21 protein-coding genes and 1 pseudogene are annotated in these 25,969 nt (G+C 74.7%); 14 read left to right on the top strand and 8 right to left on the bottom strand.

Annotation, left to right across the window (positions count from 1 at the left end; genetic code table 11):
- Position 1: 1 nt before the first annotated feature.
- The 5 genes from sufC to E4P43_RS02685 all read left to right on the top strand — a co-directional run bounded on the left by sufC (position 2) and on the right by E4P43_RS02685 (position 3,548).
- Positions 2 to 772, top strand: coding sequence for a Fe-S cluster assembly ATPase SufC (sufC, locus tag E4P43_RS02705; RefSeq protein WP_135143897.1), 771 nt, complete (start codon positions 2 to 4; stop codon positions 770 to 772).
- Positions 769 to 2,082, top strand: coding sequence for a cysteine desulfurase (locus E4P43_RS02700; RefSeq protein WP_135143896.1), 1,314 nt, complete (start codon positions 769 to 771; stop codon positions 2,080 to 2,082). The genes sufC and E4P43_RS02700 overlap by 4 nt, the downstream gene beginning before the upstream one ends.
- Positions 2,083 to 2,092: 10 nt before the next feature.
- Complete coding sequence (gene sufU / locus E4P43_RS02695; RefSeq protein WP_135143895.1) at positions 2,093 to 2,554, top strand: Fe-S cluster assembly sulfur transfer protein SufU; 462 nt, start codon at positions 2,093 to 2,095, stop codon at positions 2,552 to 2,554.
- Positions 2,551 to 2,934 (top strand): metal-sulfur cluster assembly factor, encoded by a 384-nt coding sequence (locus E4P43_RS02690; protein ID WP_135143894.1) that lies wholly within the window; start codon positions 2,551 to 2,553, stop codon positions 2,932 to 2,934. The genes sufU and E4P43_RS02690 overlap by 4 nt, the downstream gene beginning before the upstream one ends.
- A gap of 74 nt (positions 2,935 to 3,008) precedes the next feature.
- Positions 3,009 to 3,548, top strand: coding sequence for a GNAT family N-acetyltransferase (locus E4P43_RS02685; RefSeq protein WP_135143893.1), 540 nt, complete (start codon positions 3,009 to 3,011; stop codon positions 3,546 to 3,548).
- Positions 3,549 to 3,551: 3 nt separating this feature from the next.
- Here E4P43_RS02685 and E4P43_RS02680 read toward each other — a convergent pair whose 3' ends face one another.
- The 4 genes from E4P43_RS02680 to E4P43_RS02665 all read right to left on the bottom strand — a co-directional run bounded on the left by E4P43_RS02680 (position 3,552) and on the right by E4P43_RS02665 (position 10,580).
- The gene (locus E4P43_RS02680) at positions 3,552 to 4,820 is read right to left on the bottom strand and encodes an alkaline phosphatase family protein (protein ID WP_135143892.1); all 1,269 of its coding nucleotides are present in this window, start codon (positions 4,818 to 4,820) and stop codon (positions 3,552 to 3,554) included.
- Positions 4,817 to 6,484 (bottom strand): alkaline phosphatase D family protein, encoded by a 1,668-nt coding sequence (locus E4P43_RS02675; RefSeq protein WP_209313688.1) that lies wholly within the window; start codon positions 6,482 to 6,484, stop codon positions 4,817 to 4,819. The genes E4P43_RS02680 and E4P43_RS02675 overlap by 4 nt, the downstream gene beginning before the upstream one ends.
- Before the next feature lie 73 nt (positions 6,485 to 6,557).
- Positions 6,558 to 8,348 (bottom strand): hypothetical protein, encoded by a 1,791-nt coding sequence (locus E4P43_RS02670; RefSeq protein ID WP_135143890.1) that lies wholly within the window; start codon positions 8,346 to 8,348, stop codon positions 6,558 to 6,560.
- 66 nt (positions 8,349 to 8,414) lie between these two features.
- The gene (locus tag E4P43_RS02665; protein WP_135143889.1) at positions 8,415 to 10,580 is read right to left on the bottom strand and encodes a hypothetical protein; all 2,166 of its coding nucleotides are present in this window, start codon (positions 10,578 to 10,580) and stop codon (positions 8,415 to 8,417) included.
- Between the two features lie 131 nt (positions 10,581 to 10,711).
- Here E4P43_RS02665 and E4P43_RS02660 point away from each other — a divergent pair, with 131 nt between their 5' ends.
- From E4P43_RS02660 to E4P43_RS02640, 5 genes are all read left to right on the top strand, one after another.
- A complete protein-coding gene (locus tag E4P43_RS02660) occupies positions 10,712 to 12,313 on the top strand; it encodes an ABC-F family ATP-binding cassette domain-containing protein (protein ID WP_135143888.1) in 1,602 nt (533 codons plus the stop codon).
- A gap of 167 nt (positions 12,314 to 12,480) precedes the next feature.
- Positions 12,481 to 12,708, top strand: a complete 228-nt coding sequence (locus E4P43_RS02655; RefSeq protein ID WP_135143887.1) for a helix-turn-helix domain-containing protein — start codon at positions 12,481 to 12,483, stop codon at positions 12,706 to 12,708.
- Entirely contained in the window at positions 12,705 to 13,496 is a 792-nt protein-coding gene (locus E4P43_RS02650; protein ID WP_245158898.1) for an enoyl-CoA hydratase/isomerase family protein, read from the top strand. Before E4P43_RS02655 ends, E4P43_RS02650 begins: the two co-directional genes overlap by 4 nt.
- Positions 13,497 to 13,577: 81 nt before the next feature.
- A complete protein-coding gene (locus tag E4P43_RS02645; RefSeq protein WP_209313687.1) occupies positions 13,578 to 15,473 on the top strand; it encodes an ABC transporter ATP-binding protein in 1,896 nt (631 codons plus the stop codon).
- A 245-nt stretch (positions 15,474 to 15,718) separates the two neighbouring features.
- Positions 15,719 to 16,183, top strand: a complete 465-nt coding sequence (locus tag E4P43_RS02640; RefSeq protein ID WP_135143886.1) for an SgcJ/EcaC family oxidoreductase — start codon at positions 15,719 to 15,721, stop codon at positions 16,181 to 16,183.
- A gap of 9 nt (positions 16,184 to 16,192) precedes the next feature.
- On the opposite strand, the gene E4P43_RS02635 is transcribed toward E4P43_RS02640, so the two are convergent.
- From E4P43_RS02635 to E4P43_RS02620, 4 genes are all read right to left on the bottom strand, one after another.
- The gene (locus tag E4P43_RS02635; RefSeq protein ID WP_135143885.1) at positions 16,193 to 16,945 is read right to left on the bottom strand and encodes a DUF881 domain-containing protein; all 753 of its coding nucleotides are present in this window, start codon (positions 16,943 to 16,945) and stop codon (positions 16,193 to 16,195) included.
- A gap of 62 nt (positions 16,946 to 17,007) precedes the next feature.
- Positions 17,008 to 17,712: a sirohydrochlorin chelatase gene (locus tag E4P43_RS02630; protein WP_135143884.1), complete on the bottom strand. Its 705-nt coding sequence runs from the start codon at positions 17,710 to 17,712 to the stop codon at positions 17,008 to 17,010.
- Positions 17,709 to 18,464: an SDR family oxidoreductase gene (locus E4P43_RS02625; RefSeq protein WP_135143883.1), complete on the bottom strand. Its 756-nt coding sequence runs from the start codon at positions 18,462 to 18,464 to the stop codon at positions 17,709 to 17,711. The genes E4P43_RS02630 and E4P43_RS02625 overlap by 4 nt, the downstream gene beginning before the upstream one ends.
- Positions 18,464 to 21,316 carry an aconitate hydratase gene (locus E4P43_RS02620; protein WP_135143882.1) on the bottom strand — a complete coding sequence of 951 codons (2,853 nt, stop codon included), beginning with the start codon at positions 21,314 to 21,316 and terminating at the stop codon, positions 18,464 to 18,466. Before E4P43_RS02620 ends, E4P43_RS02625 begins: the two co-directional genes overlap by 1 nt.
- 272 nt (positions 21,317 to 21,588) lie before the next feature.
- On the opposite strand from E4P43_RS02620, the gene E4P43_RS02615 reads away from it, so the two are divergent.
- The 4 genes and pseudogenes from E4P43_RS02615 to E4P43_RS02600 form a co-directional block, all read left to right on the top strand.
- Positions 21,589 to 22,596 (top strand): phosphatase PAP2 family protein, encoded by a 1,008-nt coding sequence (locus tag E4P43_RS02615; protein WP_135143881.1) that lies wholly within the window; start codon positions 21,589 to 21,591, stop codon positions 22,594 to 22,596.
- Complete coding sequence (locus tag E4P43_RS02610) at positions 22,593 to 23,354, top strand: NAD-dependent protein deacylase (protein WP_135143880.1); 762 nt, start codon at positions 22,593 to 22,595, stop codon at positions 23,352 to 23,354. The genes E4P43_RS02615 and E4P43_RS02610 overlap by 4 nt, the downstream gene beginning before the upstream one ends.
- An 88-nt stretch (positions 23,355 to 23,442) precedes the next feature.
- A complete protein-coding gene (locus E4P43_RS02605; protein WP_135143879.1) occupies positions 23,443 to 24,978 on the top strand; it encodes an AMP-binding protein in 1,536 nt (511 codons plus the stop codon).
- Between the two features lie 150 nt (positions 24,979 to 25,128).
- Positions 25,129 to 25,969 (top strand): annotated as a pseudogene (locus E4P43_RS02600) (hypothetical protein); the annotation flags it as partial.

Genomic DNA, 25,969 nt, shown 5'->3' with positions numbered 1-25,969 from the left:
AGTGTCCGTTCTGGAGATCCGCGACCTGCACGTCAGCGTGGGCGAGGGTGACGACGCCAAGGAGATCCTCCGCGGCGTCGACCTGACCGTCCGCTCGGGCGAGACGCACGCGATCATGGGCCCCAACGGGTCGGGCAAGTCGACCCTGGCCTACTCGATCGCCGGCCACCCGAAGTACACGATCACCGGCGGGACCGTCACGCTCGACGGCGAGGACGTCCTCGAGATGAGCGTCGACGAGCGCGCCCGCGCCGGCCTGTTCCTCGCCATGCAGTACCCGGTCGAGGTCCCCGGCGTCTCGGTGTCGAACTTCCTGCGCACCGCCGCCACCGCCATCAAGGGCGAGGCCCCCAAGCTGCGCACCTGGGTCAAGGACGTCAAGAGCGAGATGGAGCTGCTCGAGATGAACCCGGCCTTCGCCGAGCGCAACGTCAACGAGGGCTTCTCCGGTGGTGAGAAGAAGCGCCACGAGATCCTGCAGATGCGCCTGCTCAAGCCGGGCATCGCGATCCTCGACGAGACCGACTCCGGCCTCGACGTCGACGCGCTGCGGATCGTCTCCGAGGGCGTCAACCGCTCCCGCGAGGAGGGCCAGGTCGGCGTCCTGCTGATCACGCACTACACGCGGATCCTGCGCTACATCAAGCCGGACTTCGTGCACGTCTTCGTCAACGGCAAGGTCGTCGAGGAGGGCGGCCCGGAGCTGGCGGAGAAGCTGGAGAACGAGGGCTACGCGTCCTACGTCAAGACCGCGGAGGTCGCACAGGCATGACCCAGACCGCCTCGCGTCCCGATGCCGGGGCGCAGCGAGCGCCCCTGCCTCTGGACGTCGAGGCGATCCGGGCGGACTTCCCGATCCTGTCGCGCACCGTGCGCGACGGGAAGCGGCTGGTCTACCTGGACTCCGGGGCCACCTCGCAGAAGCCGCGCCAGGTGCTCGACGCCGAGCGCTGGTTCTACGAGAACGTCAACGCCGCGCCGCACCGGGGGGCCCACCAGCTCGCCGAGGAGGCCACCGGCGCGTACGAGGAGGCCCGGGCGAAGATCGGTGCCTTCATCGGGGCGCCGGAGACCGAGGTCGTCTTCACCCGGAACACCACCGAGGCGATCAACCTCGTGGCCTACGCGCTCTCCAACGCGGCCACCGCGAAGGAGCCGGAGTTCCGGACCTACGCCGCCGGCCAGGGTGACGAGATCGTGGTCACCGAGATGGAGCACCACGCCGACCTGATCCCGTGGCAGCAGCTGTGCGAGCGCACCGGGGCGACCCTGCGCTGGCTCGGGCTGACCGACGACGGCCGGCTGGACCTCTCGGACCTGGGCACGGTCGTCAACGAGCGCACCAAGCTCGTCGCGGTCACCCAGCAGTCGAACATCCTGGGCACGATCAACCCGATCGCGCCGATCGTCGAGCGCGCCCGCGAGGTCGGCGCCCTGGTGCTGGTCGACGGCGCCCAGTCGGTGCCGCACCAGCCGGTGGACGTGCAGGCCCTGGGTGCGGACTTCCTCGTGTTCTCCGGGCACAAGATGCTCGGGCCGACCGGCGTCGGCGTGCTCTGGGGCCGCTACGAGGTCCTCGACAAGCTGCCGCCGTTCCTCACCGGCGGCTCGATGATCGAGGTCGTGCGCATGGAGGGCTCCACCTTCATGCCGCCGCCGCAGCGCTTCGAGGCCGGCGTCCCGATGACCGCGCAGGTGGTCGGGCTCGGTGCCGCCGTCGACTACCTCCAGGCCCTGGGCATGGACAAGGTCGAGGAGCACGAGAAGGCGCTGACCGCCTACGCGCTGGAGAAGCTCGCCGAGATCCCCGGCGTCCGGGTGGTCGGGCCGGCCGACACCGTCGCGCGCGGGGGAGCGGTCTCCTTCACCGTCGAGGACATCCACCCGCACGACGTCGGCCAGGTGCTCGACGACCTGGGCATCGCCGTGCGCGTCGGGCACCACTGCGCCTGGCCGGTGGTGCGGCGCTACGGCGTCCCGGCCACCACCCGGGCCACGTTCTACGTGCACACCGGCTACGACGACATCGACGCGCTGGCGGACGGAATTCGCGCGGCCCAGAAGTTCTTCGGAACTGTGTGAGGCGCATCTGATGCAGCTGGAGTCGATGTACCAGGAGATCATCCTGGACCACTACAAGAACCCCCACGGGCGAGGTCTGCGCGACCCGTTCGACGCCGAGGTGCACCACGTCAACCCGACCTGCGGTGACGAGGTGACCCTCCGGGTGAAGATCGAGGGCGACACGATCGCCGACGTCTCGTACGAGGGCATGGGCTGCTCGATCAGCCAGGCCTCGGTCTCGGCCATGTACGACCTAGTGGTCGGCAAGCCGGTCACCGAGGCGCTGGGGACCGGCGAGCACTTCATGACCCTGATGCAGGCGAAGGGCGACCCGTCGGTCGCCGAGAAGCTCGAGGACGAGCTGGAGGACGCCGTCGCGTTCGCCGGCGTCTCGAAGTACCCCGCGCGCATCAAGTGCGCGCTGATGAGCTGGATGGCGTTGAAGGACGCATCCGCCCGGGCCCTGTCAGCCACCGGAGGCACCGCATGAGCGAGACCCCGACCACCGCCACCGACGAGACCCCCGCCGAGCTGCCGCCGTACAAGTCGGCGCTGCTCGAGGACCTCGAGGAGGCCATGCGCGACGTCGTCGACCCCGAGCTCGGCGTCAACGTCGTCGACCTGGGCCTGGTCTACGGCATCGACGTGGACGAGTCCAACGTCGCGATCCTGGACATGACGCTCACCTCGGCGGCCTGCCCGCTGACCGACGTCATCGAGGACCAGGCCCGTCAGGCCCTGACCGGTGGACCCGGCCCCGGTCTGGTCGACGACATCCGGATCAACTGGGTCTGGATGCCGCCGTGGGGCCCGGACAAGATCACCGACGACGGCCGCGAGCAGCTCCGCGCGCTCGGCTTCCGCGTCTGAACGAGTTCTACGAGGGCTTGGCCGTCGGGTACGTCCCGGCAGCCGATGCGAGCGTTGCCGTACGGCCCGCGCCCGTGGGGGCGCGGGCCGTCGTCGTCGGTGGCACCGCCTGGCACGTGGTGGCCGCAGACGTCGACCCTTCCTGGGCGGCAGCGCAGGTGGCGCACGACCCGCTCGCCGCGCCGTTGGGTGCCCGCTTCCTCGCGGCGCTGGCCGACCAGGTGGGTGCCGAGCCGGGCGTGCTCGATGCGGTCTTGCTCGCCCCTGCGGCGGCGGCAACGTCCGTCGAGCTGCGGCCGGTGTCCGTGACGCATCCGCGCGTGGACCGGGCGCTGCTGCACCGCACCGATGTCTCGGTCTGGTCGACCCCGGACGACGCGGCCGTGCTCGTGCTCGGCCGCGGAGTCGCCGGCCGGTGGGAGGTCAGCCTCGAGGTCGCCCCGGAAGCGCGGGGGAAGGGCCTGGGAACGGCGCTGGTCGCGACGGCGCCGTCGCTGGTCCCCGACGGCGCCCCGCTCTGGGCGCAGGTCGCCCCGGCCAACACCGCATCGCTGCGTGCCTTCCTGACCGCCGGCTACCGGCCGATGGGCGCCGAGGTCCTGTTCGGCCCCTGAGCGTCAGCGGCGGGCCTGGAACGCCTCTTTCCGCGCGACGCCGTCGTAGCCGCCCCGCGGTGCCCCCAGCCCGAAGAGGGCTCCCACGGTCGGCGCGACGTCGATGGTGCGCGCCGGCGCCCCGCTGACCGCGCCGCGGCGGACCAGCGGGTGCCCGCCGGCGACGAGGAACGGGATCGGCTCGGTCGCCGGGTGGCCGTGGTTGCCGGGGATGGGGTTGGAGAGGACTTCGGGGTCGCTGAACCGCCAGCCCGCTCGGCAGTAGACGACGAGGTCGCCGGCCTCCGGGCCGAGCCGCAGCTCGCGCGGCGCGTGCACCGACAGCACGCCGGGGTGCGCCCGCACCAGCCGCCGCACCTCGGCCAGGCCCGCGGCGCGCCGGTCGGCCGGCCCGGTCCAGTACAGGAGGTCCGCGCCGCCGTTCTGGGCGATCTGCACCGACGAGTGCAGGTCCGGGCGGCCGCGCAGCACCGCGCTCACCGAGACGACCCCCGTCGGCAGGGACCAGTCCATCGAGTGGTCGGCGAGTACCAGCAGCACGCTGGAGGCCCAGCGGCCGGTCGCCCGCAGGTGGTCGACGAAGCGGCCCACCTGCAGGTCGGTGCTGCGCAGCGCCAGCGTGCGGGCCACCCGCAGCGAGGTCCCGGTCAGGTCGCTGTGCCCCACGCGGTCGGTGTCCCCGAGGTTGACGAAGACCAGGTCCGGGTCGGCGTGGTCGACCATCGCCAGGAGGGCGTTCGTGGTGGCGACGTCCGGCGCGTGGCCGGTGACCGGGAGGACCGGGAACGGCTCCCAGCGGTGCGTGGCCCGCTCGCCGAAGATGCCGTACAGGTACTCCTTGGACAGCACCGTCCCCGTGGTGCGGCCCGTGGCGTTCAGCCGCTCGATGAGCGTGGGGAAGCGCAGGTCCGAGGGCCGGTCGAGGTCGCGGACCGTGGCCTCGGCCCGGTCGTAGACGGAGTTGGCGGGCACGCCGGACCGGTCGGGCCGCACCCCGGTCATCATCATCACGTGGTTGGGGATGGTCTCCATCACCGGCAGCGAGCGCGCCTGGGCGTACCAGGTGCCCTCCGTGCGCAGCCGGTGTAGCCGCGGCATCAGCTGCGGGGTGACCTCGTCCGGCCGGGTCCCGTCCACCACGAGGACGTACACCCGCAGCCGGTCGGCCGCCCGGGCCCGCGGGGCGCCGAGCGCCGTGGACAGGACCACCGCACCGCCGGTCGCCGTCGTCAGCTGGAGGAACCGCCGCCGGCTGAGCACCTCGCCGGTCACCGCAGCCGCCCCTGGGCGCGGGTCACGCGGTTGGTCCCGGCGGCCACCCGCCACGACGTCGACCAGACGGCCGCCGCCCGGGGGTCGGTGCGGTCGGTGAGCACGAACCAGTCCATCTGCGCCCCTGCCTCGGTGAGCTCCAGCACGGAGAACCCGTGCGAGTCGAAGTCCAGGTACTTCACGTGCGGGTTGTTCACCTTGATGGCGGTCTCCACCGCGAGCGACGTCGTGCGGGGGCGGGTGCCCAGGATGTCGTCGAGGTTGTCGCTGGTGACCGACGTGCAGACCAGCTCCACGCCGAGGCTGTCCCGGGTGAGCGGGTAGGTGGCGGGGTCCGAGGGCAGCTCGCAGGCCCAGCCGGAGTGGATGTCGCCGGTGAGGAACACCGTGTCCTTGATGGCCCGGTCGCGCAGGTGGGCGAGGACCGTGCCGCGCTCGGCGGGGTACCCGTCCCACTGGTCGACGTTGTAGGGGACCCCGGCGACCGGGGGAGCGGGCAGGTCCAGGAGCGTCGCGATGCTCTCCACGGTGCGCGACTCCAGCCCGTTCGGGAACCGGACCGGGGAGATCATCACCGGGTTGCCGACGAGCTTCCACTGCACCTGCGGGTCGCCCAGCCCGTCGAGCAGGAACTGCAGCTGGTCGGGCCCGGTGATGGTCCGGTCGGGGGCGGCGAGGGCCGGGTCCACGGGCGAGGAGGCCTGCTGGTCGCGGTAGGTGCGCAGGTCGAGCATCGACAGGCTGGCCAGCCGGCCGAACCGCAGCCGCCGGTACAGCTGCCCGCCCGGCTCGTACCGGACCGGCATCCACTCCGCGTAGGCTTGCTGGGCGGCGGCCCGCCGCGCCCGCCAGGCGCCCTCGGCCCCCTCGGTGTGGTTCTCGGCCCCGCCGGACCAGGCGTCGTTGGCCGACTCGTGGTCGTCCCAGGTCACCACCCAGGGCGCCGCCGCGTGCAGCGCCTGCAGGTCCGGGTCGGTCTTGTACTGCGCGTGCCGGCGCCGGTAGTCGGCGAGGGTCACCGTCTCGCGGGGCGGGTCGTGCGGGCGGACCAGCACGTCGCCGGCCTGGTACTCGTCGGGCCCGTACTCGTACAGGTAGTCGCCGAGGTGCAGGACGACGTCGAGGTCGGTGCGCGCGGCCAGGTGCCGGTAGGCGCTGAACCAGCCGGCCTGGAGGTTGGCGCAGGACAGGACGGCCATGCGCAGCCGCGGCACGGCCGCGCCCGGAGCGGGTGCGGTGCGGGTGCGCCCGACGGGGGAGGTCGCCCCGCGGCAGCGGAAGCGGTACCAGTAGGTGGTGGCGGGGCTGAGCCCACCGGCGTCCACCTTGACCGTGTGGTCCCGTCCGCGGCCGGTGCGGGCCACGCCCCGACGCACGACGCGCCGGAAGCCCGCGTCGGCGGCGACCTCCCAGCTCACCTCGGCGTCCGGCCCGGCGCCCGAGCCGGGCGCGGCGGCCTCCGAGGGGGTGACCCGGGTCCAGAGCAGGACCGACCCGGGGAGCGGGTCACCGGAGGCGACGCCGTGCCGGAAGACCGGCGAGGACGGGTGCTTCGGCGTGGCGGCGGCGGGGCCGGCGGCGGCGACCGCGGCCAGCCCGGTGCCCGTGGCCGCGGCCAGCTGGAGCGCGCGGCGGCGGGTGAGCTGCGCGTCGGGAGCGTTCACGACCTGGTTCATCGACCGAGCGCCGGAAAGGATGCGGGTCGGGGCGGCTGTTCACCGCGTGTTCGCCGCTCGCTCAGCGGAGCTCGGGCAGCCGGGCCGCGAACCCGGCGACCGGCCGGCGCTCGCGGAGCATGCCGATGACCAGCAGCGCGCATCCCACGACGAGCGCCGTGCCCACCGGCCAGGGCAGCGCCCGCACGGCCAGCCCGAGGGCGAGCACCAGGGCCGTGCCGGCCCCCACCATCAGCGGCGCGCGCACCCCGGCGCGGCCACCGGCCACCATCGCGACGGCGGCGAGCGCCAGCACCACCACCCCGCGGAGGGCGTCGGACGTGGCCACCGCGAGCACCGTGGACGGTGCTGCGGCGAGCACCAGCCCGGGGCCCCAGGTCGGCCACGACGCGTCGCGCACCAGCCCGCGGCCGGCCGCCAGCAGCAGCCCCGCGGACGCCGGGAGGCTGTAGGCCTCCACCGCACCGAGGTCGGCCAGGGCGGCGGCGATCCAGCCGGCCAGGACCAGCTGCGCCGCACCCACCCGCCAGGCCACCGTCGCGTCGGTGTCGTCGTCCGGCGCGGCCCCGGGGCGTCCGGTCCACCAGGCCCAGACGAGGGTCGCGGCGCCCTGCCCGGCGAGGTGCCCCGCGACCAGGCCCCGGTCGCCCTCGGCCACGAGCAGGACCACCGCGGCGGCGGCGACGGTGGCGGCCGCGACGGCGGTCGCCCGCCGCGAGTCGCGGTCCAGCCGCGCGGTGGTGAGCAGCGCCAGCACGTACAGCCCGGTGAGCAGGACGGCGACGACGGCGGGGGAGGCCCAGCCGTCGGGCAGCCCGAGCAGCGCCGCCCCCGCCAGGCAGCCGACCGCGGTGGGCGCGGCGACGGGGCGGTCGTCCCGGCGGAGCGCCGCCACCCACACCGTCGGGACGGCGGTGAGCAGGAGCAGCAGCGCGATCTCCGACCAGTGCCGGCCGTCCACCAGGCGGGCGATGGACAGCGCGGCCAGCAGCACGCCGCCGGTGAGCGCGACGGGCAGGAAGAGGCCGCGCCGCCACCCGGAGAGCTCCGCGGCGGCCACGGCGGCGACGAGCACCCCGACGAAGCCGGCCACCGCCACGGCCACCGGGCCGCCGGCCGAGCAGGCTCCGGTCACGGCCACCGCGCTCACGGCACCCACGGCCACGGGGACCAGGCGGGGCGGGCCGAGCAGGACGTCGAGCGACCGGCGCAGGCGGGCCAGGAGCAGCCCGGCGGCGGCCGCGCTCACCAGGAGGGCGGACACCCAGCGCTCGAGGCCCGGGGCGGTCCACGCCTCGACCGAGCCACCGAGGGCCCCGGCGGCCCACCACGGGGCCGTGGTCGCCGTGGTCAGCCGGCCGACGAGCGGCCGGGCCCACAGCGCGATGCCGAGCCCGACGAGGGAGACCCCGAGGAAGAGCTCGGTGCGCAGCACGTCCGGGACGAGGTCCAGCGAGCGCAGCACGGCCACCTGCCCGGAGGCCCACGCCGCGAGGGGCCAGGCGGCGGGGACGGACGAGACCCGCTGGAGCGCCAGGAAGACGCCCACGAGCACGATCGGCAGGAGGGGGTCGCCGGTGGCGGGGGCGCCCCCGATGTCGGTGCCCGCGAGCGCGAGACCGGCGGCGCTCGCGGCGAAGGTCTCCGCGGAGCTGCGCAGCCCCGCCCGGTCGGCCCGGACCGAGACGGCGGCGGCGACGGCGGCCAGCGCCAGCACGGCGGTGCGCACCAGGGGCCCGCCGTAGGCCGAGGCGAGCGTGGCGCCCGCGCTGACCAGGAGCACGGCGCCGACGGCGAGCAGCACCTGCGGGGGGCGCGTCCGGTAGGGGAACGGGGGCGCAGGCCGACCCATGACCGCCCCCTCCCGTGCTCCCGAGTCGTCCCACCGTAGGGCGACCGGTGCCCGGCGGCAGCCCGGTCAGCGCATCTGGGCCACCCACGCGACGGCCTCGTGTGCCTGCTGGCGGCGCCGCTCGTAGGTGGCGCCGACGACCAGCAGGAGCAGCCCCGCGGCGCCGAGCGTGAGCCAGCGCGGGAGGAGCGGCGCGTACGGGCCGAGCCGGCCCACGGCGACGAGCAGCAGCACCCCGGCGCCGACGACGAACGGTGCCTGCCGGTGCAGGACCGTGCCCCCGACCGTCAGCGCCGCGCCCGCCACGATGACGAGCACGAGCCGCAGCGCGGTCGGCGCCGCGACGACGACCAGGGCCGACGGCACCAGGGCCACCCCGACGGCGGCCCCCTCGGCGGCCCAGGAGGGCGCGCCGGTGCGCAGCTGCGGCACCGCCAGCACGAGCAGCCCGAGGGCGGCCGGCAGCGTGTAGGCCTCCGGCGTCTCCACCCCGGCCCCACCGACGGCGACCCACGCGGCGAGGACGAGGTCGGCCACGGCGAGCACCCCGACCTGGCGGCGCCCCGTGGTGACCGCGTAGGCGCCGGCGGCGACGCCGGCGATGCCGAGCTGGAGGCCCACCTGGCCCCAGGCGCCGACGCTGCCGCTGGTCAGCCCGGCGGCCAGGCCCGCCGCGGCGCCGCAGCCGGCCGCCCACAGCTCCTCGGGTCGGCCCGCGCGGGCGGTGGCGACCCCGAACGCGGCCGCGGCCAGCAGGGCGAGGAGCAGCCCGGCGGCGGTCGCGCCCAGCAGGGACCCGGCCCGGGCGAGCAGCACCGCCGCGACGGGGGCCAGCAGCGCCGCGGCCGTGGCGGGCGGGCGCAGGGCCGGCAGCCGGAACGCGGCCAGGGCGGCGGGGACCGCGGCGCCCAGGGCGACGGCGGCCAGCACCCCGAAGTCCTCGCGGTCGGCGAGCAGGAGCGCGTGCGGGACCACGAGGGCGGTGCCGAGGGCCACCAGCCCTGCCGTCGTCGCCACCCGCCCGGCGGTGAGGACGGCGGCGGTGAGCGCCGCGAGCCCCAGGCCGGCGGCGACCCACGGGCCGGGCTCGCCGGCCGTGCCCAGAGACCCGGCCAGGGCCAGCCCGACCACGGCGCCGGCGACGCCGGCCAGGGACCGCCGCTCCCGGGTCGCACCGCCCGCGCGGAGCCGCCGGTGCGCGACGAGCGCCGCGGCGCCGGCCAGGGCCAGCACGCCGGTCGCCGCCCAGGACTCCGGGGCGTCGTCCGCCGCGGCGACCAGCAGCCCGACGAGGACGCCGACCGCGGTCAGGACGGCGGTCAGCGCGACGGCCACCCCGGCCAGGCCGGTGCGCAGCCTCAGCGCCGCGGCCAGGTCGGCGGCGGCCAGCGAGAGCGCGACGGCGACGCCCGGGGCGCCGAGGAGCAGCTCGCCGGGCAGCAGCAGGAACGGCAGCGGCTGGGCCACCAGCAGGGCGGCCAGCGGCCAGGTCGCCGTCCTCCGGGTCAGCCGGGCGAGGAGCAGGGAGACCACCAGCACCACGGAGCAGGAGACCGCCCACCACCAGCGGAGCGGGACGTCCTCGATGCCGAAGAGCCCGAGCCAGCGGGCGGCGGCGAGGTCGATGGCGAGGAGGGCGGCACCGGCGGCGGCGAGGGCCTCCTCGGTGGCCCGCAGGCCGCGCCGGGCCGTCCAGGCGGACACGCCGCAGGCGGCGGTGGTGGCCGCGAGCATCACCCCGGCCTGGAAGGCCAGCCCGAAGCGGCTCCAGGCGACAGCGACGAACGTGATCGCGGCCGCCACCACCAGCAGCGCGCCCAGGCCGAGCAGCACCTGCTGGGGGGACATGCTGGGCCGCGGCGGGCGCACGGGCGCCGGTGCCGGGCCGGGGGGCTGCGGGGCCCAGGCCGGCGGCGCCAGGACCCCTGGCCGGGGCGGTGCCCAGGGCTGCGGCGGAGGTGCGGGCGCCGGGGCAGGGACCGGTGGGGGGAGGGGTGCGGCCGTCGGGGCGGGAGCCGCCCAGGCGCCCGGTGCGGCGGCACGCAGCGTCGCGAGCAGCTGGTCCCGGTCGCGGGTGAGCTCGCCGATCGTCGTCCCGATCCGGGCGATGACCAGCCCGGCCTGGGCCGCTGCCGGAAGGCCGCACGAGGGGCACGGTCCCGGCCCGACGTCGCCGAGCGGCCGACCGCAGACCGGACAGCTGGGCGCCCACTGGCCTGCGTTCGGGTTCATGGCCGCATCCTGGCAACCCGCCGCTCCACGCGGTACCGGTCGGGGCCGCAACACGCCCGGCGGTGTGATGCCGCCGATGTCACCCCGAAAGCGTTCGTGGTATCGGGCGGTGAGCGCCTACCCTGGGATCAGTGATCACGACGACCGGTCTGGAGCTGCGCGCCGGCGCTCGCATCCTCATCAGCGAGGCCACCCTGCGCGTCCAGCCCGGCGACCGGATCGGGCTGGTGGGCCGCAACGGCGCCGGCAAGACCACCACCCTCACCACGCTGGCCGGTGAGCGGCTCCCGCACGCCGGCAAGGTCGAGGTGACCGGCGAGATCGGCTACCTGCCCCAGGACCCCCGCAGCGGCGACCTCGACATCACCGCCAGCGACCGCGTGCTCTCCGGCCGCGGGCTCGACGTGCTGCGCAGCCAGATGGTGAAGGCGCAGGTCGCGATGGCCGAGCCGGCCGACGACGCCGAGCGGGACCGGGCGGTCCGGCGGTACGGCCAGATCGAGGACCAGTTCGCCGCTCTCGGCGGGTACGCGGCGGAGAGCGACGCCGCGCGGATCTGCACCAACCTCGGCCTTCCCGACCGGGTGCTGGCCCAGCCGCTGCGCACCCTCTCCGGTGGTCAGCGCCGTCGCGTGGAGCTGGCGCGGATCCTCTTCTCCGACGCCGAGACGCTGCTGCTCGACGAGCCGACCAACCACCTCGACGGTGACTCGATCACCTGGCTCAAGGGCTTCCTGGCCGGCCACAAGGGCGGCCTGATCGTCATCAGCCACGACGTCGAGCTGCTCGACGCCGTCGTGAACAAGGTCTGGCACCTGGACGCCAACCGGGCCACCGTCGACATCTACAACCTCGGCTGGAAGCCCTACCTCGCGCAGCGGGAGACCGACGAGCGGCGCCGCAAGCAGGAGCGGGCCAACACCGAGCGCAAGATCGACACCCTCAACGCGCAGGCCGACAAGATGCGCGCCAAGGCCACCAAGGCCAAGGCGGCCAAGAGCATGGACAAGCGGGCCGAGCGGCTGGCCGCGGGCCTGGCGGAGGTGCGGGTCCAGGACAAGGTCGCGAAGCTGCGCTTCCCGACGCCGGTCGCCTGCGGCAAGACGCCGCTCACCGCCGAGGGCCTGTCGAAGAGCTACGGCTCGCTGGAGATCTTCACCGACGTCGACCTGGCCGTGGACCGGGGCGCGCGGGTCGTCGTCCTCGGGCTGAACGGTGCGGGGAAGACGACGCTGCTGCGGATGCTGGCCGGCACCGAGGCCCCGGACACCGGCGAGGTGAAGGCCGGCCACGGCCTGCGCGTGGGCTACTACGCCCAGGAGCACGAGACCCTGGACATGGACCGCACGCTGCTGGAGAACATGCGCTCGGCGGCGCCGGACAGCACCGACACCGAGCTGCGGCGGATCCTGGGCGCCTTCCTGTTCTCGGGGGAGACCGTCGACCAGCGCACCGGCACGCTCTCCGGCGGTGAGCGCACCCGGCTGGCCATGGCCACGCTGGTCATCTCCGGCGCGAACGTGCTGCTGCTCGACGAGCCGACGAACAACCTGGACCCGGCCAGCCGCGAGCAGGTGCTCGAGGCGCTGCGGACCTACTCCGGCGCCATCGTGCTGGTCACCCACGACGAGGGCGCGGTGCGGGCGCTGGACCCGGACAAGGTCATCCTGCTGCCCGACGGCACCGAGGACGCGTGGAGCGAGGACCTGGCCGACCTGGTCGAGCTCGCCTGACCCGTCACGGCGCCGACCGGTTCCCGTCCCGTCCCCTTCACCTGGCCGACCCCCGCGGGTTGGGTGATCATGGGATGGCGGGAGCCGTGGTCACCCGGACGGCGGCACCAGGGCGACAGCACGCACCGGCGCGCCCGGCGGGCCGGTGGCTGACACGGAGGGGAGCCATGGCCGACTCGAACACTGCGGACCTCGGCAAGGGCAAGCGCATCACCGGCGGTGACCGGTCGACGCTCGCCGACGACCTGCGCAAGCGGTACGACGAGGGCGAGAGCATCCGCTCGCTGGCCACCTCCACGAACCGGTCCTACGGGTTCGTGCACCGTCTCCTCTCGGAGTCCGGGGCATCACTGCGCAGCCGCGGTGGGGCCAACCGGAATAGTAAGAAGGCGTGACCGCAGACACCTCGACCTCCCTCCCCGGTTCCGGCTGGGTGCGGACGAGCCGCGACGGCGCCGTCCTCACCGTCACCCTGGACCGCCCCGACCAGCTGAACGCGCAGACGCCGGCCACCTGGTCGGCGCTGGCCGAGGTGGGCGCCTCCCTCGACGACGACGTCCGCGTCGTCGTGCTGAAGGGGGAGGGGCGCTCCTTCTCCGCGGGCCTCGACCGCAGCATGTTCGACCCCTCGTCGACCACCGGTGGTGGCTTCGGCGAGCTGGTCGGCCTGCCGGTGGAGGAGGCGCAGGAGCGGATCCGGGCCTACCAGGCCGGGTTCCGCTGGCTGCGCTCCCCGGGCGTCGTCTCGGTGGCCGCCGTCCAGGGGCACGCCATCGGTGCCGGCGCGCAGCTGGCGCTCGCCTGCGACCTGCGCGTCCTCGCCGACGACGCCCAGCTGCGGCTGCCCGAGGTCACCCTCGGCCTGGTGCCCGACCTCACCGGCACCAGCACCCTGGTGGAGCTGGTCGGGTACTCGCGGGCGCTGGAGATGTGCCTGACCGGGCGGGCCGTGGGCGCGTCCGAGGCGCAGGCGATCGGCCTGGCCACGCTCGTCGTGCCGCGCGCCGAGCTCGACGGCGCCGTCGCCGACCTGGTGCAGGCCGTCCTGGCGCCACCGGTGAGGGCCAGCCGGGCCACCGCGGCGCTGGTGCGGTCCGCGGTGCGCAACGACTTCCCGACCCAGGACGCCGCCGAGCGCGCCGCCCAGGTGCAGCGGCTGCACGATCTCGTCAGCGGCGGCTGAGAGGCTCCTGCGGAACAAGCGCGGTCGCGTCCCGGTTGCAGCAGCCGCCGGGGGCGCGACCGGCGGACCGAGGGAGGTGCGGTGGACGGCAGTCCCATGACCTCCATGGCGGCCATGCGGTCGTTCCGGCGGGACCCGTCGGTGACGGCCCGGAAGCTGCCGCCGGGCACGGTCCGGCGGATCCTGGGCATCGCCGGCCCCTACCGGCGCGAGCTCACCTGGTTCCTGCTGCTGGTCGTCGCCTCGTCGCTGATCGGCGTGGTCACCCCGCTGCTGGCCGGTGACATCGTCAACCGGATCGCCCGGCTCGAGGGGACCAGCGGCGGCATCGTCCGCATCGCGCTGGTCATCGCCGGGCTCGCCGTCGTGGACGCCGCGATCTCGCTGGGCACCCGGTGGTTCTCCGCCCGCATCGGCGAGGGCGTCATCTACGACCTGCGCAGCAAGGTCTTCGAGCACGTCCAGCGCATGCCGGTCGCCTTCTTCACCCGCACGCAGACGGGCGCGCTGGTCAGCCGGCTGAACAACGACGTCGTCGGCGCCCAGCAGGCGTTCACCTCGACGCTGTCCGGCGTGGTCTCCAACGTGATCGGCCTGGTGCTGACCGCCGGCGTGATGCTCACGCTGTCCTGGCAGATCACGCTGCTGTCGCTGGTCCTGGTGCCGCTGTTCGTCCTGCCCGCCCGCCGCATCGGCCGCCGGCTGCAGGAGATCACCCGGGAGTCCTACGAGCTCAACGCGTCGATGAACGCGACGATGACCGAGCGGTTCAACGTCGCCGGGGCGCTGCTGGTCAAGCTGTTCGGCCGGCCGGCCGCGGAGGCCGAGTCGTTCAGCGGCCGCGCGGCCCGGGTGCGCGACATCGGCGTCCTCTCGGCCATGTACGGCCGCACCTTCTTCACCGCGCTCACGCTGGTCGCCGCGCTGGCGACCGCCCTGGTCTACGGCCTCGGCGGGTACCTCGCCTTCGACGGCTCGCTGAGCCCCGGCGACGTGGTGGCGCTGGCGCTCCTGCTGTCCCGGCTCTACGGGCCGCTGACGGCCCTGGCCAACGTCCGGGTCGACGTCATGAGCGCGATGGTCAGCTTCGACCGGGTCTTCGAGGTGCTCGACCTGCCGCCGATGATCCGCGAGGCGCCCGACGCCGTGCCGGTGCCGACCGACGACCGCTCCGTCGAGTTCGAGTCGGTGTCCTTCAGCTACCCGGCGGGCTCCGACGTCTCGCTGCCGTCGCTGGAGGAGGTGTCCCTCCCCGAGCACGGGGGGCCGGTCGACGTCCTGCACGACGTGAGCTTCCGGGTGGCGCCGGGGGAGATGGTCGCGCTGGTGGGGCACTCGGGCGCGGGCAAGTCGACCATCGCCCACCTCGTACCGCGGCTGTACGACGCGACGGGCGGCACCGTGCGGGTCGGGGGAGTGGACGTCCGCCGGGCGACGCTGGCCTCGCTGCGCGACGCGATCGGCGTCGTCAGCCAGGACGCGCACCTCTTCCACGACACCATGCGCGCCAACCTGCTCTACGCCCGGCCCGAGGCCACCGACGAGCAGGTGTGGCAGGCGCTCGAGGGAGCGCACATCGCCGACCTCGTGCGGTCGCTGCCCGAGGGCCTGGACACCGTCGTGGGCGACCGCGGCTACCGGCTGTCGGGTGGGGAGAAGCAGCGGCTGGCGATCGCCCGGGTGCTGCTCAAGGCGCCGGGCATCGTCATCCTCGACGAGGCGACCGCGCACCTGGACAGCGAGTCGGAGGCGGCCGTGCAGCACGCCCTGGACACCGCCCTGGCCGGCCGCACCTCGCTGGTGATCGCGCACCGGCTCTCGACCATCCGCAGCGCCGACCAGATCCTCGTCGTCGACGAGGGCCGCATCGTCGAGTCGGGCACCCACGAGCAGCTGCTGGCCCGCGACGGCCGCTACGCCGACCTCTACCGGACCCAGTTCGCCGACGGCGAGCGGGACCACGCCGTCATCGGCTGAGCCGCCCGGCGGTACCGCTGCGCGCATGACCGCGCACGGTGCGTCGCAGGCACTCGGTCGGGGCGGAAAACCGCAGATGGCGCGGCGTGCGACACCGGCGAGCGTCGAACGGTCGGTCCGGTACGAGCACTAGCGTCACTCCTGTCCCAGGCAGCCGCAGCCGGGGCACGTGACCGGGCTGGCGCGGTCACGAAGGAACCACAGCACCGTCGGGGAAGACCGGCGAACGCCAGCGAGGAGGAGACGTGACCGCAGCCCACCCGCAGGACACCCAGATCCGCTCCCTCTACGCGGACTTCGTCGACGGCTGGAACCGGCGCAGCGGCGCGGCGGTGGCGGCCGGGTTCGCCGACGACGGGGACATCATCGGCTTCGACGGCAGCCACCACCGCGGCCGGCTGTCGATCGCCGCCGACCTGCGGCAGGTGTTCGCCGGCCACGAGACGCCGGCCTACGTCGCGGTCGTCCGCTCCGTGCGGCCGGTGGCGCCGGGGGTGGCGATCCTCGTCGCGCACGCCGGGATGATCCCGCCGGGCGCCAACGACCTCGACCCCGACCTCAACGCCGTCCACACCATGGTCGCCGTCGACGAGGGCCGGGGCCGCTGGCGCATCTCGCTGTTCCAGGCCACGCCCGCCGCCTGGCACCAGCACCCGGACGAGCGCGAGGCGCTCACCGAGGAGCTGCGGGGCCTGCTCATCCCGCAGTGACCCCGGCGGTCAGCCCACCAGGGCGTCCACCACGACCTCGTCGGCCTGGACGATCCGCACCTCGCCGCCGACGCGGCTGACGTCGTCGACCACGCCACCGGCCACGTTGAGCGCGACCTCCAGCGCCGCGGTGGGCCCGACGACCCGGATGTCGTAGGGCGCGCTCAGCAGGGTGCCGTCGATCCGCAGCTCCCCGGGGGTGCCGGTGATGGCGCTGGAGACGACGACGCGGACGCCGTCGACCTGGAGGGCCTCCGCGCCGGCGCCGCGAAGCTCCTGGACGGCGTCGAGCAGCACCGAGACGGGCACGGCGCCCTCGGGGTCCTGGACGGTCACGCGCACCCCGGGCCCGCGGGCCGGCAGCGTCCCGTTCAGGATGCCGATCGACTCGGCGCGCTGCCGCGCCTCCTCGACCGCGGTCTCGGACTGCTGCTGCCCGGTGCTGAGGTCCTCGATGGTCTGCCGCGTCTCGCCGATCTGCCGGCGCAGGACCTCCTCCTGCTCGCCCAGCTCGTCGAGGATCAGGACGAGGTCCTCCTCGCGGCGGCCCTCCTGGGCGGCCGGCTCGTCGGTGTTGCGGATCTGCACGGTCAGCCCGAAGCCCAGGACGACGGCCAGCAGCGTGCTGGCCGCGACCGAGGTGGGCCGGTTCCAGGTCCGTCGCCGGGGTGAACCTGCACCTGAGGTCGAGCCTTCGCCGTCGGGAGCGGAGTCGTCAGCCGGCGGGACCGGGGTCCCGTCGCTCGTCGGCTCGCCGTCCATCGCGCTCCACAGTAGGTGCTCGCCCCTGGGTGGGAGCGCTGCCCCGCGGCCGCGTCGCGCGCTCAGCCGCGGGCGGCGAGGGCCCCGTCGTAGCGGTCGAGCAGGACGGCGGCGATCCGCTCGTCGGGCAGCAGCGGGGCGGTGACGACGTCGGCGCCGGCGCCGCCCAGCTTGTCGTGGAAGTGGCCCGGCGCGAGGAGGTAGGAGGCGACGACGACCCGCTGCGCGCCGGCAGCGCGGGCGGCTGCCACGGCGTCCGGGACGGGCGGTCTCGCGGCCGAGCCGTAGCCGGTGGTCACCGGTCCCGCCCAGCTGCGCTGCAGGAGGGCGGCGGTGTCCTCGACGTCGGCGACCGACCGCGGGTCGCTGGACCCGGCGGCGGCCAGCACCACAGCGGTGCCCGGGTCGCCGGGGTCGGCGCCGGCCTCGACCAGGCGGTCCAGCAGCACGGCGGCCAGCCGCGGGTCGGGGCCGAGCGGCCGCGCGGCGACGGTGCCCCCGGCGCCGGCGACGGCACCCGCGATGTCGACGTGCACGTGGTAGCCACCCGACAGCAGGAGGGGGACGACGACGGCGGCCCGGCCCTCGGCGGCGAGGCCGGCCACCACGTCGAGGACGGTGGGCGGCTGCACGTCCACGAACGCCGCCGTCGTCACCAGGCCGGGTCGCTGGGCGCGGGCGGCGAGGGCCAGCTCGGCGACCAGCCGGCGGCCGGTGGGGTTGCGGGTGCCGTGCGCGCAGGCGACCAGGACGGGGTGGGTGCTCACGGGGACCGCGTGACGCCGCCGTCGACGGCGACCATCGTGCCGGTGACGTAGGAGGCCGCCGGGGAGAGCAGGAAGGCGGCCACGCGGCCGAACTCCTCGGGCCGGCCGACCCGGCGCAGCGGGATCGAGGCCTCGGTGCGGGCACGCATGGCCCCCGCGTCCCCCGACGCCGCTTCGATCTCGGTGATCCGGTCGGTGGCGATGGTGCCCGGCATGAGCCCGAGCACCCGGATGCCGCGGGGGCCGAGCTCGTCGGCGAGCGCCTTCGCCGTCATGGCCAGGCCGGGCCGCAGCCCGTTGGAGATGGCGAGGTGGCCGATCGGCTGCCGCACGGAGGTGGACAGCACGAAGGCGATGCAGGCGCCCTCGGACAGGTGCGGGACGAGGGCCCTCACCAGCCGGAGCGGGCCGAGCAGGACGTTCTCCACCCCGTCGCGCCAGGCGTCCTCGGGGGTGTCCAGGACGGTGCCGGGCGCCGGCCCGCCGACGGAGACCAGCGCGCCGTCGACCGTGCCGAGCCGCTCGAGGGCCGCGGCGACCAGCCGCTCGGCCGCCTCCGGGTCGGCGAGGTCGGCGGGAACGCCGGACGCCGCCGTCCCCAGGGCGGAGACGGCGGCGTCCACGGAGGCGGCGGACCGGGAGCTGACCAGCACCCGGGCGCCGTCGTCGACCAGGGCGCGGGCGGTCGCGAAGCCCAGTCCCCGGCTCGCGCCGGTGAGCAGGTACCCGCGACCGCCCAGCCCCAGATCCATCAGGCGGCAGAACCCCGCAGCGAGCGCAGGACGTACTGCATGATCCCGCCGTTGCGGTAGTAGTTCGCCTCACCGGGGGTGTCGATGCGCACCCGGGCGTCGAACTCCACGTCGCCGGCCTTCACCTTCACCGTGCGGGGCACCGAGCCGTCGTTCAGCGCGGTGATCCCGGTGATGGTGAACTCCTCGTCGCCGGTCAGGCCGAGCGACTCGCGGTTCTGGCCCTCGGGGAACTGCAGCGGCAGCACGCCCATGCCGATGAGGTTCGAGCGGTGGATGCGCTCGTAGCTCTCGGCGATGACGGCCTTGACGCCCAGCAGGGCGGTGCCCTTGGCGGCCCAGTCACGGGAGGAGCCCGAGCCGTACTCCTTGCCGGCCAGCACGACCAGCGGGATGCCGGCGTCGATGTAGGCGCGCGAGGCGTCGTAGATCGTCGTCGTCTCGCCGGTCAGGTGGTTCTTGGTGACGCCACCCTCGGTGCCCGGGACCAGCTGGTTGCGCAGCCGGATGTTGGCGAAGGTGCCGCGGATCATCACCTCGTGGTTCCCGCGCCGGGAGCCGTAGGAGTTGAAGTCGCGACGGTCCACGCCGTGCTCGCGCAGGTACTTGCCCGCGGGGCTGTCGGCCTTGATCGAGCCGGCCGGCGAGATGTGGTCGGTCGTCACCGAGTCGCCGAGCACCGCGAGGGTGCGGGCGCCGGTGATGTCCTGGACCGGGGCCGGCTCGGCCGGCATGCCCTCGAAGTACGGAGGACGCCGGACGTAGGTGCTCTCCTCGGCCCACTCGAAGGTGTCACCGGTGGGCGTGGGCAGGTTCTGCCACTGCTCGGTGCCGGCGAACACGTCCTCGTAGCTGCGGCCGAACTGCTCGGCCGAGACGGCGTGGTCGATGACCCGCTGGACCTCCTGCGGGGAGGGCCAGATGTCGCGCAGGAAGACGTCGTTGCCGTCCTGGTCCTGGCCCAGCGGGTCGTTGTTCAGGTCGACGTCCATGGAGCCGGCGAGCGCGTAGGCGATGACCAGCGGCGGCGACGCCAGGTAGTTCATCTTGACGTCGGGGTTGATCCGGCCCTCGAAGTTGCGGTTGCCCGAGAGCACCGAGACGACGGCGAGGTCGGCCTCGTTGACCGCGTTGGATACCGGCTCGGGGAGCGGGCCGGAGTTGCCGATGCAGGTCGTGCAGCCGTAGCCGACCAGGTAGAAGCCGAGCTTCTCCAGGTACGGGGTGAGCTCGGCCTTCTCGTAGTAGTCCATGACGACCTTGGACCCGGGGGCCATCGTCGTCTTGACCCACGGCTTGCTGGTCAGCCCGCGCTCCACGGCGTTCTTGGCCAGCAGGCCCGCGCCGATCATCACCTGCGGGTTCGAGGTGTTGGTGCAGGAGGTGATCGCGGCGATCACGACGGCGCCGTGGTCGATCTCGGTCTCCGTGCCGTCCTCCAGGACCACGCGGGTCGGCTTGGACGGGCGGTCGCCCACCGAGGCGGTGTCGTAGTGGTGCGGCTTCCCGGCCTCGCCGTTGCCGTGCTGCTCGGCGATCGGGTCGGACGCCGGGAAGGTGTTGGCCACCGCGTCGTCGATCGCCGAGGTGACGCCGTAGGGCTTCTCCTGCTGCGGGACGCCGGGCTTGCGGTCCTCGCCGCCGGTCTCGTCGTCGGCGACGTAGTCGGCCAGCGCCTCGCGGAAGGAGGCCTTGGCGTCGGTGATCGCGACGCGGTCCTGCGGGCGCTTCGGGCCGGCGATCGACGGGACGACGGTGCCGAGGTCGAGCTCCAGGTACTCGGAGAACGCCGGCTCGCGCGACGGGTCGTGCCAGAGGCCCTGCTCCTTGGCGTAGGCCTCGACCAGCGCCACCTGCTCGGCCGAGCGGCCGGTGAGCTTCAGGTAGGTGATGGTCTCCTCGTCGATGGGGAACATCGCCGCGGTCGAGCCGAACTCCGGGCTCATGTTGCCGATCGTGGCGCGGTTGGCCAGCGGCACGGCGGTGACGCCCTCGCCGTAGAACTCCACGAACTTCCCGACCACGCCGTGCTGGCGCAGCATCTCGGTGATCGTGAGCACGAGGTCGGTCGCGGTGGCGCCGTCCGGCAGCTGGCCGAAGAGCTTGAAGCCCACGACGCGGGGGATGAGCATCGAGACCGGCTGGCCGAGCATCGCGGCCTCGGCCTCGATGCCGCCGACGCCCCAGCCCAGCACGCCCAGGCCGTTGACCATCGTGGTGTGCGAGTCGGTGCCCACGCAGGTGTCGGGGTAGGCGACGACGCGGTCACCCTCCTGCCGCGGGAAGATCACGCGGGCCAGGTGCTCGATGTTGACCTGGTGGACGATGCCGGTGCCCGGGGGGACGACCTTGAAGTCGCTGAAGGCGCCCTGGCCCCAGCGGAGGAACTGGTAGCGCTCGCCGTTGCGCTCGTACTCGATCTCGACGTTGCGCTGGAACGAGTCCTCGGTGCCGAAGATGTCGGCGATGACCGAGTGGTCGATGACCAGCTCGGCCGGGGCGAGCGGGTTGATCTTCTGCGGGTCGCCGCCGAGCTCGGCCATGGCCTCGCGCATGGTGGCGAGGTCGACGATGCAGGGGACGCCGGTGAAGTCCTGCATGACCACGCGGGCCGGGGTGAACTGGATCTCCTGCTCGGGCTCGGCCGACGGGTCCCAGTTGGCGATCGCCCGGATGTGGTCGGCGGTGATGTCCGCGCCGTCCTCGGTGCGCAGGAGGTTCTCGAGGAGGACCTTCAGGCTGAAGGGCAGCTTCTCGGAGCCCTCCACCGCGTCGAGCCGGTAGATGTCGTACTCGGTGCCGTCGACGGTGAGCGTCGACCGTGCTCCGAAGGTGTCCTTGCTGGCTGCCACTTCTCTGCGCCTACCCCTCGCTGGTTCGTCGCGCTGGTTTACCACCCCCGATCATCCCAGCTCAGGCGCGGGCATGACTGGTCAGGCGACCCTTCCCTCACCCGGTGACCTGCATCACGTCCCCGGAAACCCGGTGGGGCCGGCGAAATCGGTGCGGGCCCGCCGTCCCACCGGTCCTCCGCCGGCTCACCTGTCACTCGTGCGTGGGAACCGACGGCGCGCCGCCGTGGTCCGCCCCACAGCAGCGCCGGACGCCGTTACCGTCCCGCGCCATGACCGCGGTCGAGCTTCCGGCACCCGTCGTGGCCCCGGCGGTCCCCGCCGTCGACCGGGCGGTGCGGCCCACCCGTGCGCGGGACGGCCGGGCGCGCCTGCTGACGGTGGTCCTGTGGGTGGCCCTCGGCACCGCCTTCGCGGCGACCTGCGCCGTGCGCGGCCTGCCGACCGACCGCGTCGTCCTGCTCGGCTGGGTGCTCGCCGGCCTCGGCGTGCACGCCGCCACCCAGGGACCGCGCCGGCTGGTGCGGCTGCTGCTGGACTGGCTGCCGCTGGTCGCCGTCCTCCTGGCCTACGACGCCAGCCGCGGCCTGGCCGACGGCCTCGGCATGCCCGTGCACGTGGCGGAGCTCGCGGACGCCGACCGCTGGCTCGGCGGCGGGGTGCTCCCGACCGTGTGGCTCCAGGAGCACCTGGAGGCCGACGCCTGGCGGGCGCTGGCGACGCTGGTCTACAGCAGCCACTTCGTCGTCACCCCGCTGGTCCTCGGGGTGCTCTGGGTCCGCAACCGCGAGCGCTGGGCCCGCTGCGCGCGGCTGGTCGTCGCGCTCTCGCTCGCCGGGCTGCTCACCTACGTCCTCTACCCGGCGGCGCCGCCGTGGCTGGCCGCGCGCGACGGCGTCATCGAGCCGGTCGAGCGGATCAGCAGCTCCGGGTGGGCCGTGCTGGGCCTGCCCAAGGCCGGTGTCCTGCTCGACCACGGTCAGGGCCAGGTCAACCTCGTCGCGGCGATGCCGTCGCTGCACACCGCCTTCGCCGTGCTCATGTGCGCGGTCCTGCTGCCCCTGGCCCGCCGGCGCTGGCAGCGCGTGGCGCTGGTGGCCTACGCCGTCCTCATGCCGGTGGTCCTGGTCTGGGGCGGCGAGCACTACGTGGTCGACACCCTCCTCGGTGCCGCCTACGCCGTCGGCGTCTTCCTGGCCATGCCCGCGCTCGAGCGGGCCGGCCGGGCCGTCCTCCGCCGGGCGGCGGGCGCCGCGCCGGCCCTACCGTGGCGGGCGTGACCGGCGCCGTCCCCGACCCCCTGCCCGGCTGGCTGACCGCCGCCACCCGGGTCACCGCGCTCACCGGCGCGGGCATCTCCACCGACAGCGGCATCCCCGACTACCGGGGGCCCCAGGGCGTCTGGACCCGCGACCCCGACGCCGAGAAGCTCGTGACGCTGTCCTACTACATGGCCGACCCGGAGATCCGTCGCCGGTCGTGGCTCCTGCGGCGCGACCTCCAGGACGCCGACCCGCGCCCGAACGCCGGCCACGCGGCGCTGGTCGACCTCGAGCGCCAGGGCCGGCTCCGGGCGATCGTCACGCAGAACATCGACGGGCTGCACCAGGCCGCCGGCTCCGACCCCGACCGGGTGCTGGAGATCCACGGCACGGTCAACGAGGTGCTGTGCACCTCCTGCGGCGACCGGACGCCGATGCGCGAGGCGCTGGACCGCGTCGCGGCGGGCGAGCCCGACCCCTCCTGCCGCGTCTGCGGCGGCATCCTCAAGTCCGCGACCATCTACTTCGGGCAGATGCTGGAGGAGCGGGTCGTCGACGCAGCCGTCGCGGCGGCGACCGACTGCGACGTCCTCCTCGCCGTCGGCACCTCGCTGACCGTCCACCCGGCCGCCGGGCTGGTCGACCTCGCCGCCCGCTCCGGTGCGCGCGTCGTCGTCGTCAACGCCCAGCCCACGCCGTACGACGACGTCGCCGACCTCGTCGTCCAGGAGCCGATCGGCACCGCCCTGCCGCGTCTGCTGGCCGCCCCCGCCTGACCGGCTCGTCGCCACCCCCGGCTGCGGATAGCGTGACGGCGACCACGTCGACGGCCGGCCCGCCCGGCCCGCACCACCGGGAGCCGGCATGCGCGTCGCCCTCACCACCCGCGACTTCCTCGACCGGGCCGAGCTGGTCTACGGCGACCGGGTGGGTGTGGTCGACGAGCCCGCCCAGCCGGCACCGAGCCTCGGGGACGTCACCTACCGGGAGGTCGCGCGGCGGGGCCGCGCCCTGCAGGCCGGCCTGGACCGGCTGGGCATCGCCGAGGGGGAGCGGGTGGCGATCGTCAGCCACAACTCCGCCCGGCTGCTCGAGCTGCTGCTCGCCGTCCCGTCGTCCGGCCGCGTGGCGGTCCCGATCAACTTCCGCCTGCAGCCGGAGGAGGTCGAGTACATCGTCGGCCACTCCGGCGCCCGGGTGCTGCTCGTCGACCCGGAGCTGGAGGGCGCCCTCAAGGGCGTGACGGCCGAGCACCGCCTCGGCACGGGCGAGGAGTACGAGCAGCTGCTGCGGTTCGACGCCGAGCCGCGCCCCTGGGCCGAGCCGGACGAGGACGCGACGGCGACGATCAACTACACCAGCGGCACCACGGCGCGGCCCAAGGGCGTGCAGATGACGCACCGCAACATCTGGGTCAACGCCGTCACCTTCGGCATGCACATGCAGGTCAGCGACCGCGACGTCTACATGCACACCCTGCCGATGTTCCACTGCAACGGCTGGGGGCTGCCCTACGCGATGGCCGGGGTCGGTGCCCGCCAGGTGGTCATCCGCAAGATCGACGGCGCGGAGATCCTGCGCCGGGTGGAGCAGCACGGCGTCACGATGATGGCCGGCGCGCCCGCGGTCTGGAACGCCGTCCTCGACGCCGCCGCCGAGTGGGACGGGGAGGTCCCCTGCCGCGACCGGGTGCGCCTCGTCGTCGCCGGCGCCCCACCGCCCTCGCGCACCATCGCCCGCATCGAGGCCGAGCTCGGCTGGGAGTTCAACCAGATCTACGGCCTCACCGAGACCGCCCCGCTGCTCACCATCAACCGGGGCCGGGAGGAGTACGACGGGCTGGACGCCGAGGAGCGGGCCAAGCGGCTGTCGCGTGCCGGCGTCCCGTCGCTGGGGACCCGCCTCGCGGTGAGCGACTCCGGCGAGGTGCTCGCCCGCAGCAACACCGTGCTGGCCGGCTACTGGGAGAACCCCGACGCCTCCGCCGAGGCGCTGGAGGACGGCTGGTTCCACACCGGCGACGGCGGCAGCATCGACGAGGCCGGCTACCTGACCATCTCCGACCGCAAGAAGGACGTGATCATCACCGGCGGCGAGAACGTCTCCTCGATCGAGGTCGAGGACGTCGTCTTCAGCCATCCGGCGGTCGCCGAGGTCGCGGTCATCGGCATCCCCGACGACAAGTGGGGCGAGCTGGTGACGGCGGTCGTCGTCCTGGCCGAGGGGGAGCAGGCCACCGAGGCCGACATCATCGCCCACTGCAAGGCGCGGATCGCCGGCTACAAGGCGCCGAAGAAGGTCGAGTTCCGCGACGAGCTGGCCCGCACCGCGACCGGCAAGATCCAGAAGTTCAAGCTGCGGCAGGACTTCTGGGCCGGGTCGGAGCGCCAGGTCAACTGACGGCCCGGCGACGTCCCTGGCGGACCTCCTTCACCCGCCCGTGTCGTCTCACCCCTCGGGGTGAGGCGGGGTCAACGGGCCTGCTCAGCGGTCCGATGCCTCCTGTGGGCCGCCCGTCCGGGCGCTCCGGGTCGTCGGGAAGAGGCAGTCGTGGGCAGCGGAACGCGGAACGGCACGGCGGGGGCCATCGGCGTCCCGTCCGGCGCGGTCGAGCGCACCGGGGGGCGGACGGCCCTGCGCATCGGCGGCACGGTCCTGGCGACGGCGTTCCTGGTCGGGCTCACCCCGGCCGTCGCCGACGCGGCCCCGAGGCGGCCCAGCGACAGCCAGATCGCCCAGGCCAAGAGCCAGGCCGACGCCGTGGCGCAGCGCATGGACGAGCTCAACCAGCAGATGAGCGCCGCCCAGGCGGAGGTCGACGCCGCGCGCGCCCAGGCGGCGCTGGCGCTCGACGAGTACCAGGCCACCCAGGAGGCCTCCGAGGAGGCGCGGCTGCACGCCGAGGAGGCCGCCGCGGCCGCCGTGCGCGCGGAGGCCGACCTGGCCGCCGCCCGCGACGCCGTCGTCGCCTTCGCCCGGCGCAGCTACATGCAGGGCAGCACCTACCCGGGCGCCGCGGCGCTGCTCACCTCGGGCAGCCCGGGCGAGCTGGTGGAGAAGGCGGCCCTGCTGGAGGCAGCCGGGAGCCACCGCACCGAGGTGCTGGGTGTCGTCACCGTGGCCCAGGTCGCCGCCGAGCAGGCCGACGCCACCGCGCAGATGGCGCTGGCCGAGGCCGACGCGCTGGAGGCCGAGGCCGCGTTCACGCTGGACGTCGCCCGCACCGCCGAGATCTCCGCCCGTGAGCAGGAGGCTGCCCTCGAGACCGAGCGCGGCGAGGTGGAGGCCGAGCTCCGGACGGCGCAGCAGCAGCTGAGCACCCTCGTCGGCGAGCGCGCCGCCGCGGACCGGGCGGCCGCTGCCCGCGCCGCCGCGGCCCCGGCCCGAGATC

Source organism: Blastococcus sp. TF02A-35 (genome assembly GCF_004571075.1).
Classification (GTDB): Bacteria; Actinomycetota; Actinomycetes; order Mycobacteriales; family Geodermatophilaceae; genus Blastococcus.
Note: the sequence above shows the minus strand (reverse complement) of the source record. Positions and strands in the feature narration are given on the sequence as shown.

Coding starts and splice junctions, on each gene's coding strand:
- E4P43_RS02635 (WP_135143885.1), bottom strand. CDS start 16,945: ATGGACGGCGAGCCGACGAGCGACGGGACCCCGGTCCCGCCGGCTGAC.
- E4P43_RS02625 (WP_135143883.1), bottom strand. CDS start 18,464: ATGGATCTGGGGCTGGGCGGTCGCGGGTACCTGCTCACCGGCGCGAGC.
- E4P43_RS02655 (WP_135143887.1), top strand. CDS start 12,481: ATGGCCGACTCGAACACTGCGGACCTCGGCAAGGGCAAGCGCATCACC.
- E4P43_RS02615 (WP_135143881.1), top strand. CDS start 21,589: ATGACCGCGGTCGAGCTTCCGGCACCCGTCGTGGCCCCGGCGGTCCCC.
- E4P43_RS02690 (WP_135143894.1), top strand. CDS start 2,551: ATGAGCGAGACCCCGACCACCGCCACCGACGAGACCCCCGCCGAGCTG.
- sufU (WP_135143895.1), top strand. CDS start 2,093: ATGCAGCTGGAGTCGATGTACCAGGAGATCATCCTGGACCACTACAAG.
- E4P43_RS02605 (WP_135143879.1), top strand. CDS start 23,443: ATGCGCGTCGCCCTCACCACCCGCGACTTCCTCGACCGGGCCGAGCTG.
- E4P43_RS02670 (WP_135143890.1), bottom strand. CDS start 8,348: ATGGGTCGGCCTGCGCCCCCGTTCCCCTACCGGACGCGCCCCCCGCAG.
- E4P43_RS02665 (WP_135143889.1), bottom strand. CDS start 10,580: ATGAACCCGAACGCAGGCCAGTGGGCGCCCAGCTGTCCGGTCTGCGGT.
- E4P43_RS02700 (WP_135143896.1), top strand. CDS start 769: ATGACCCAGACCGCCTCGCGTCCCGATGCCGGGGCGCAGCGAGCGCCC.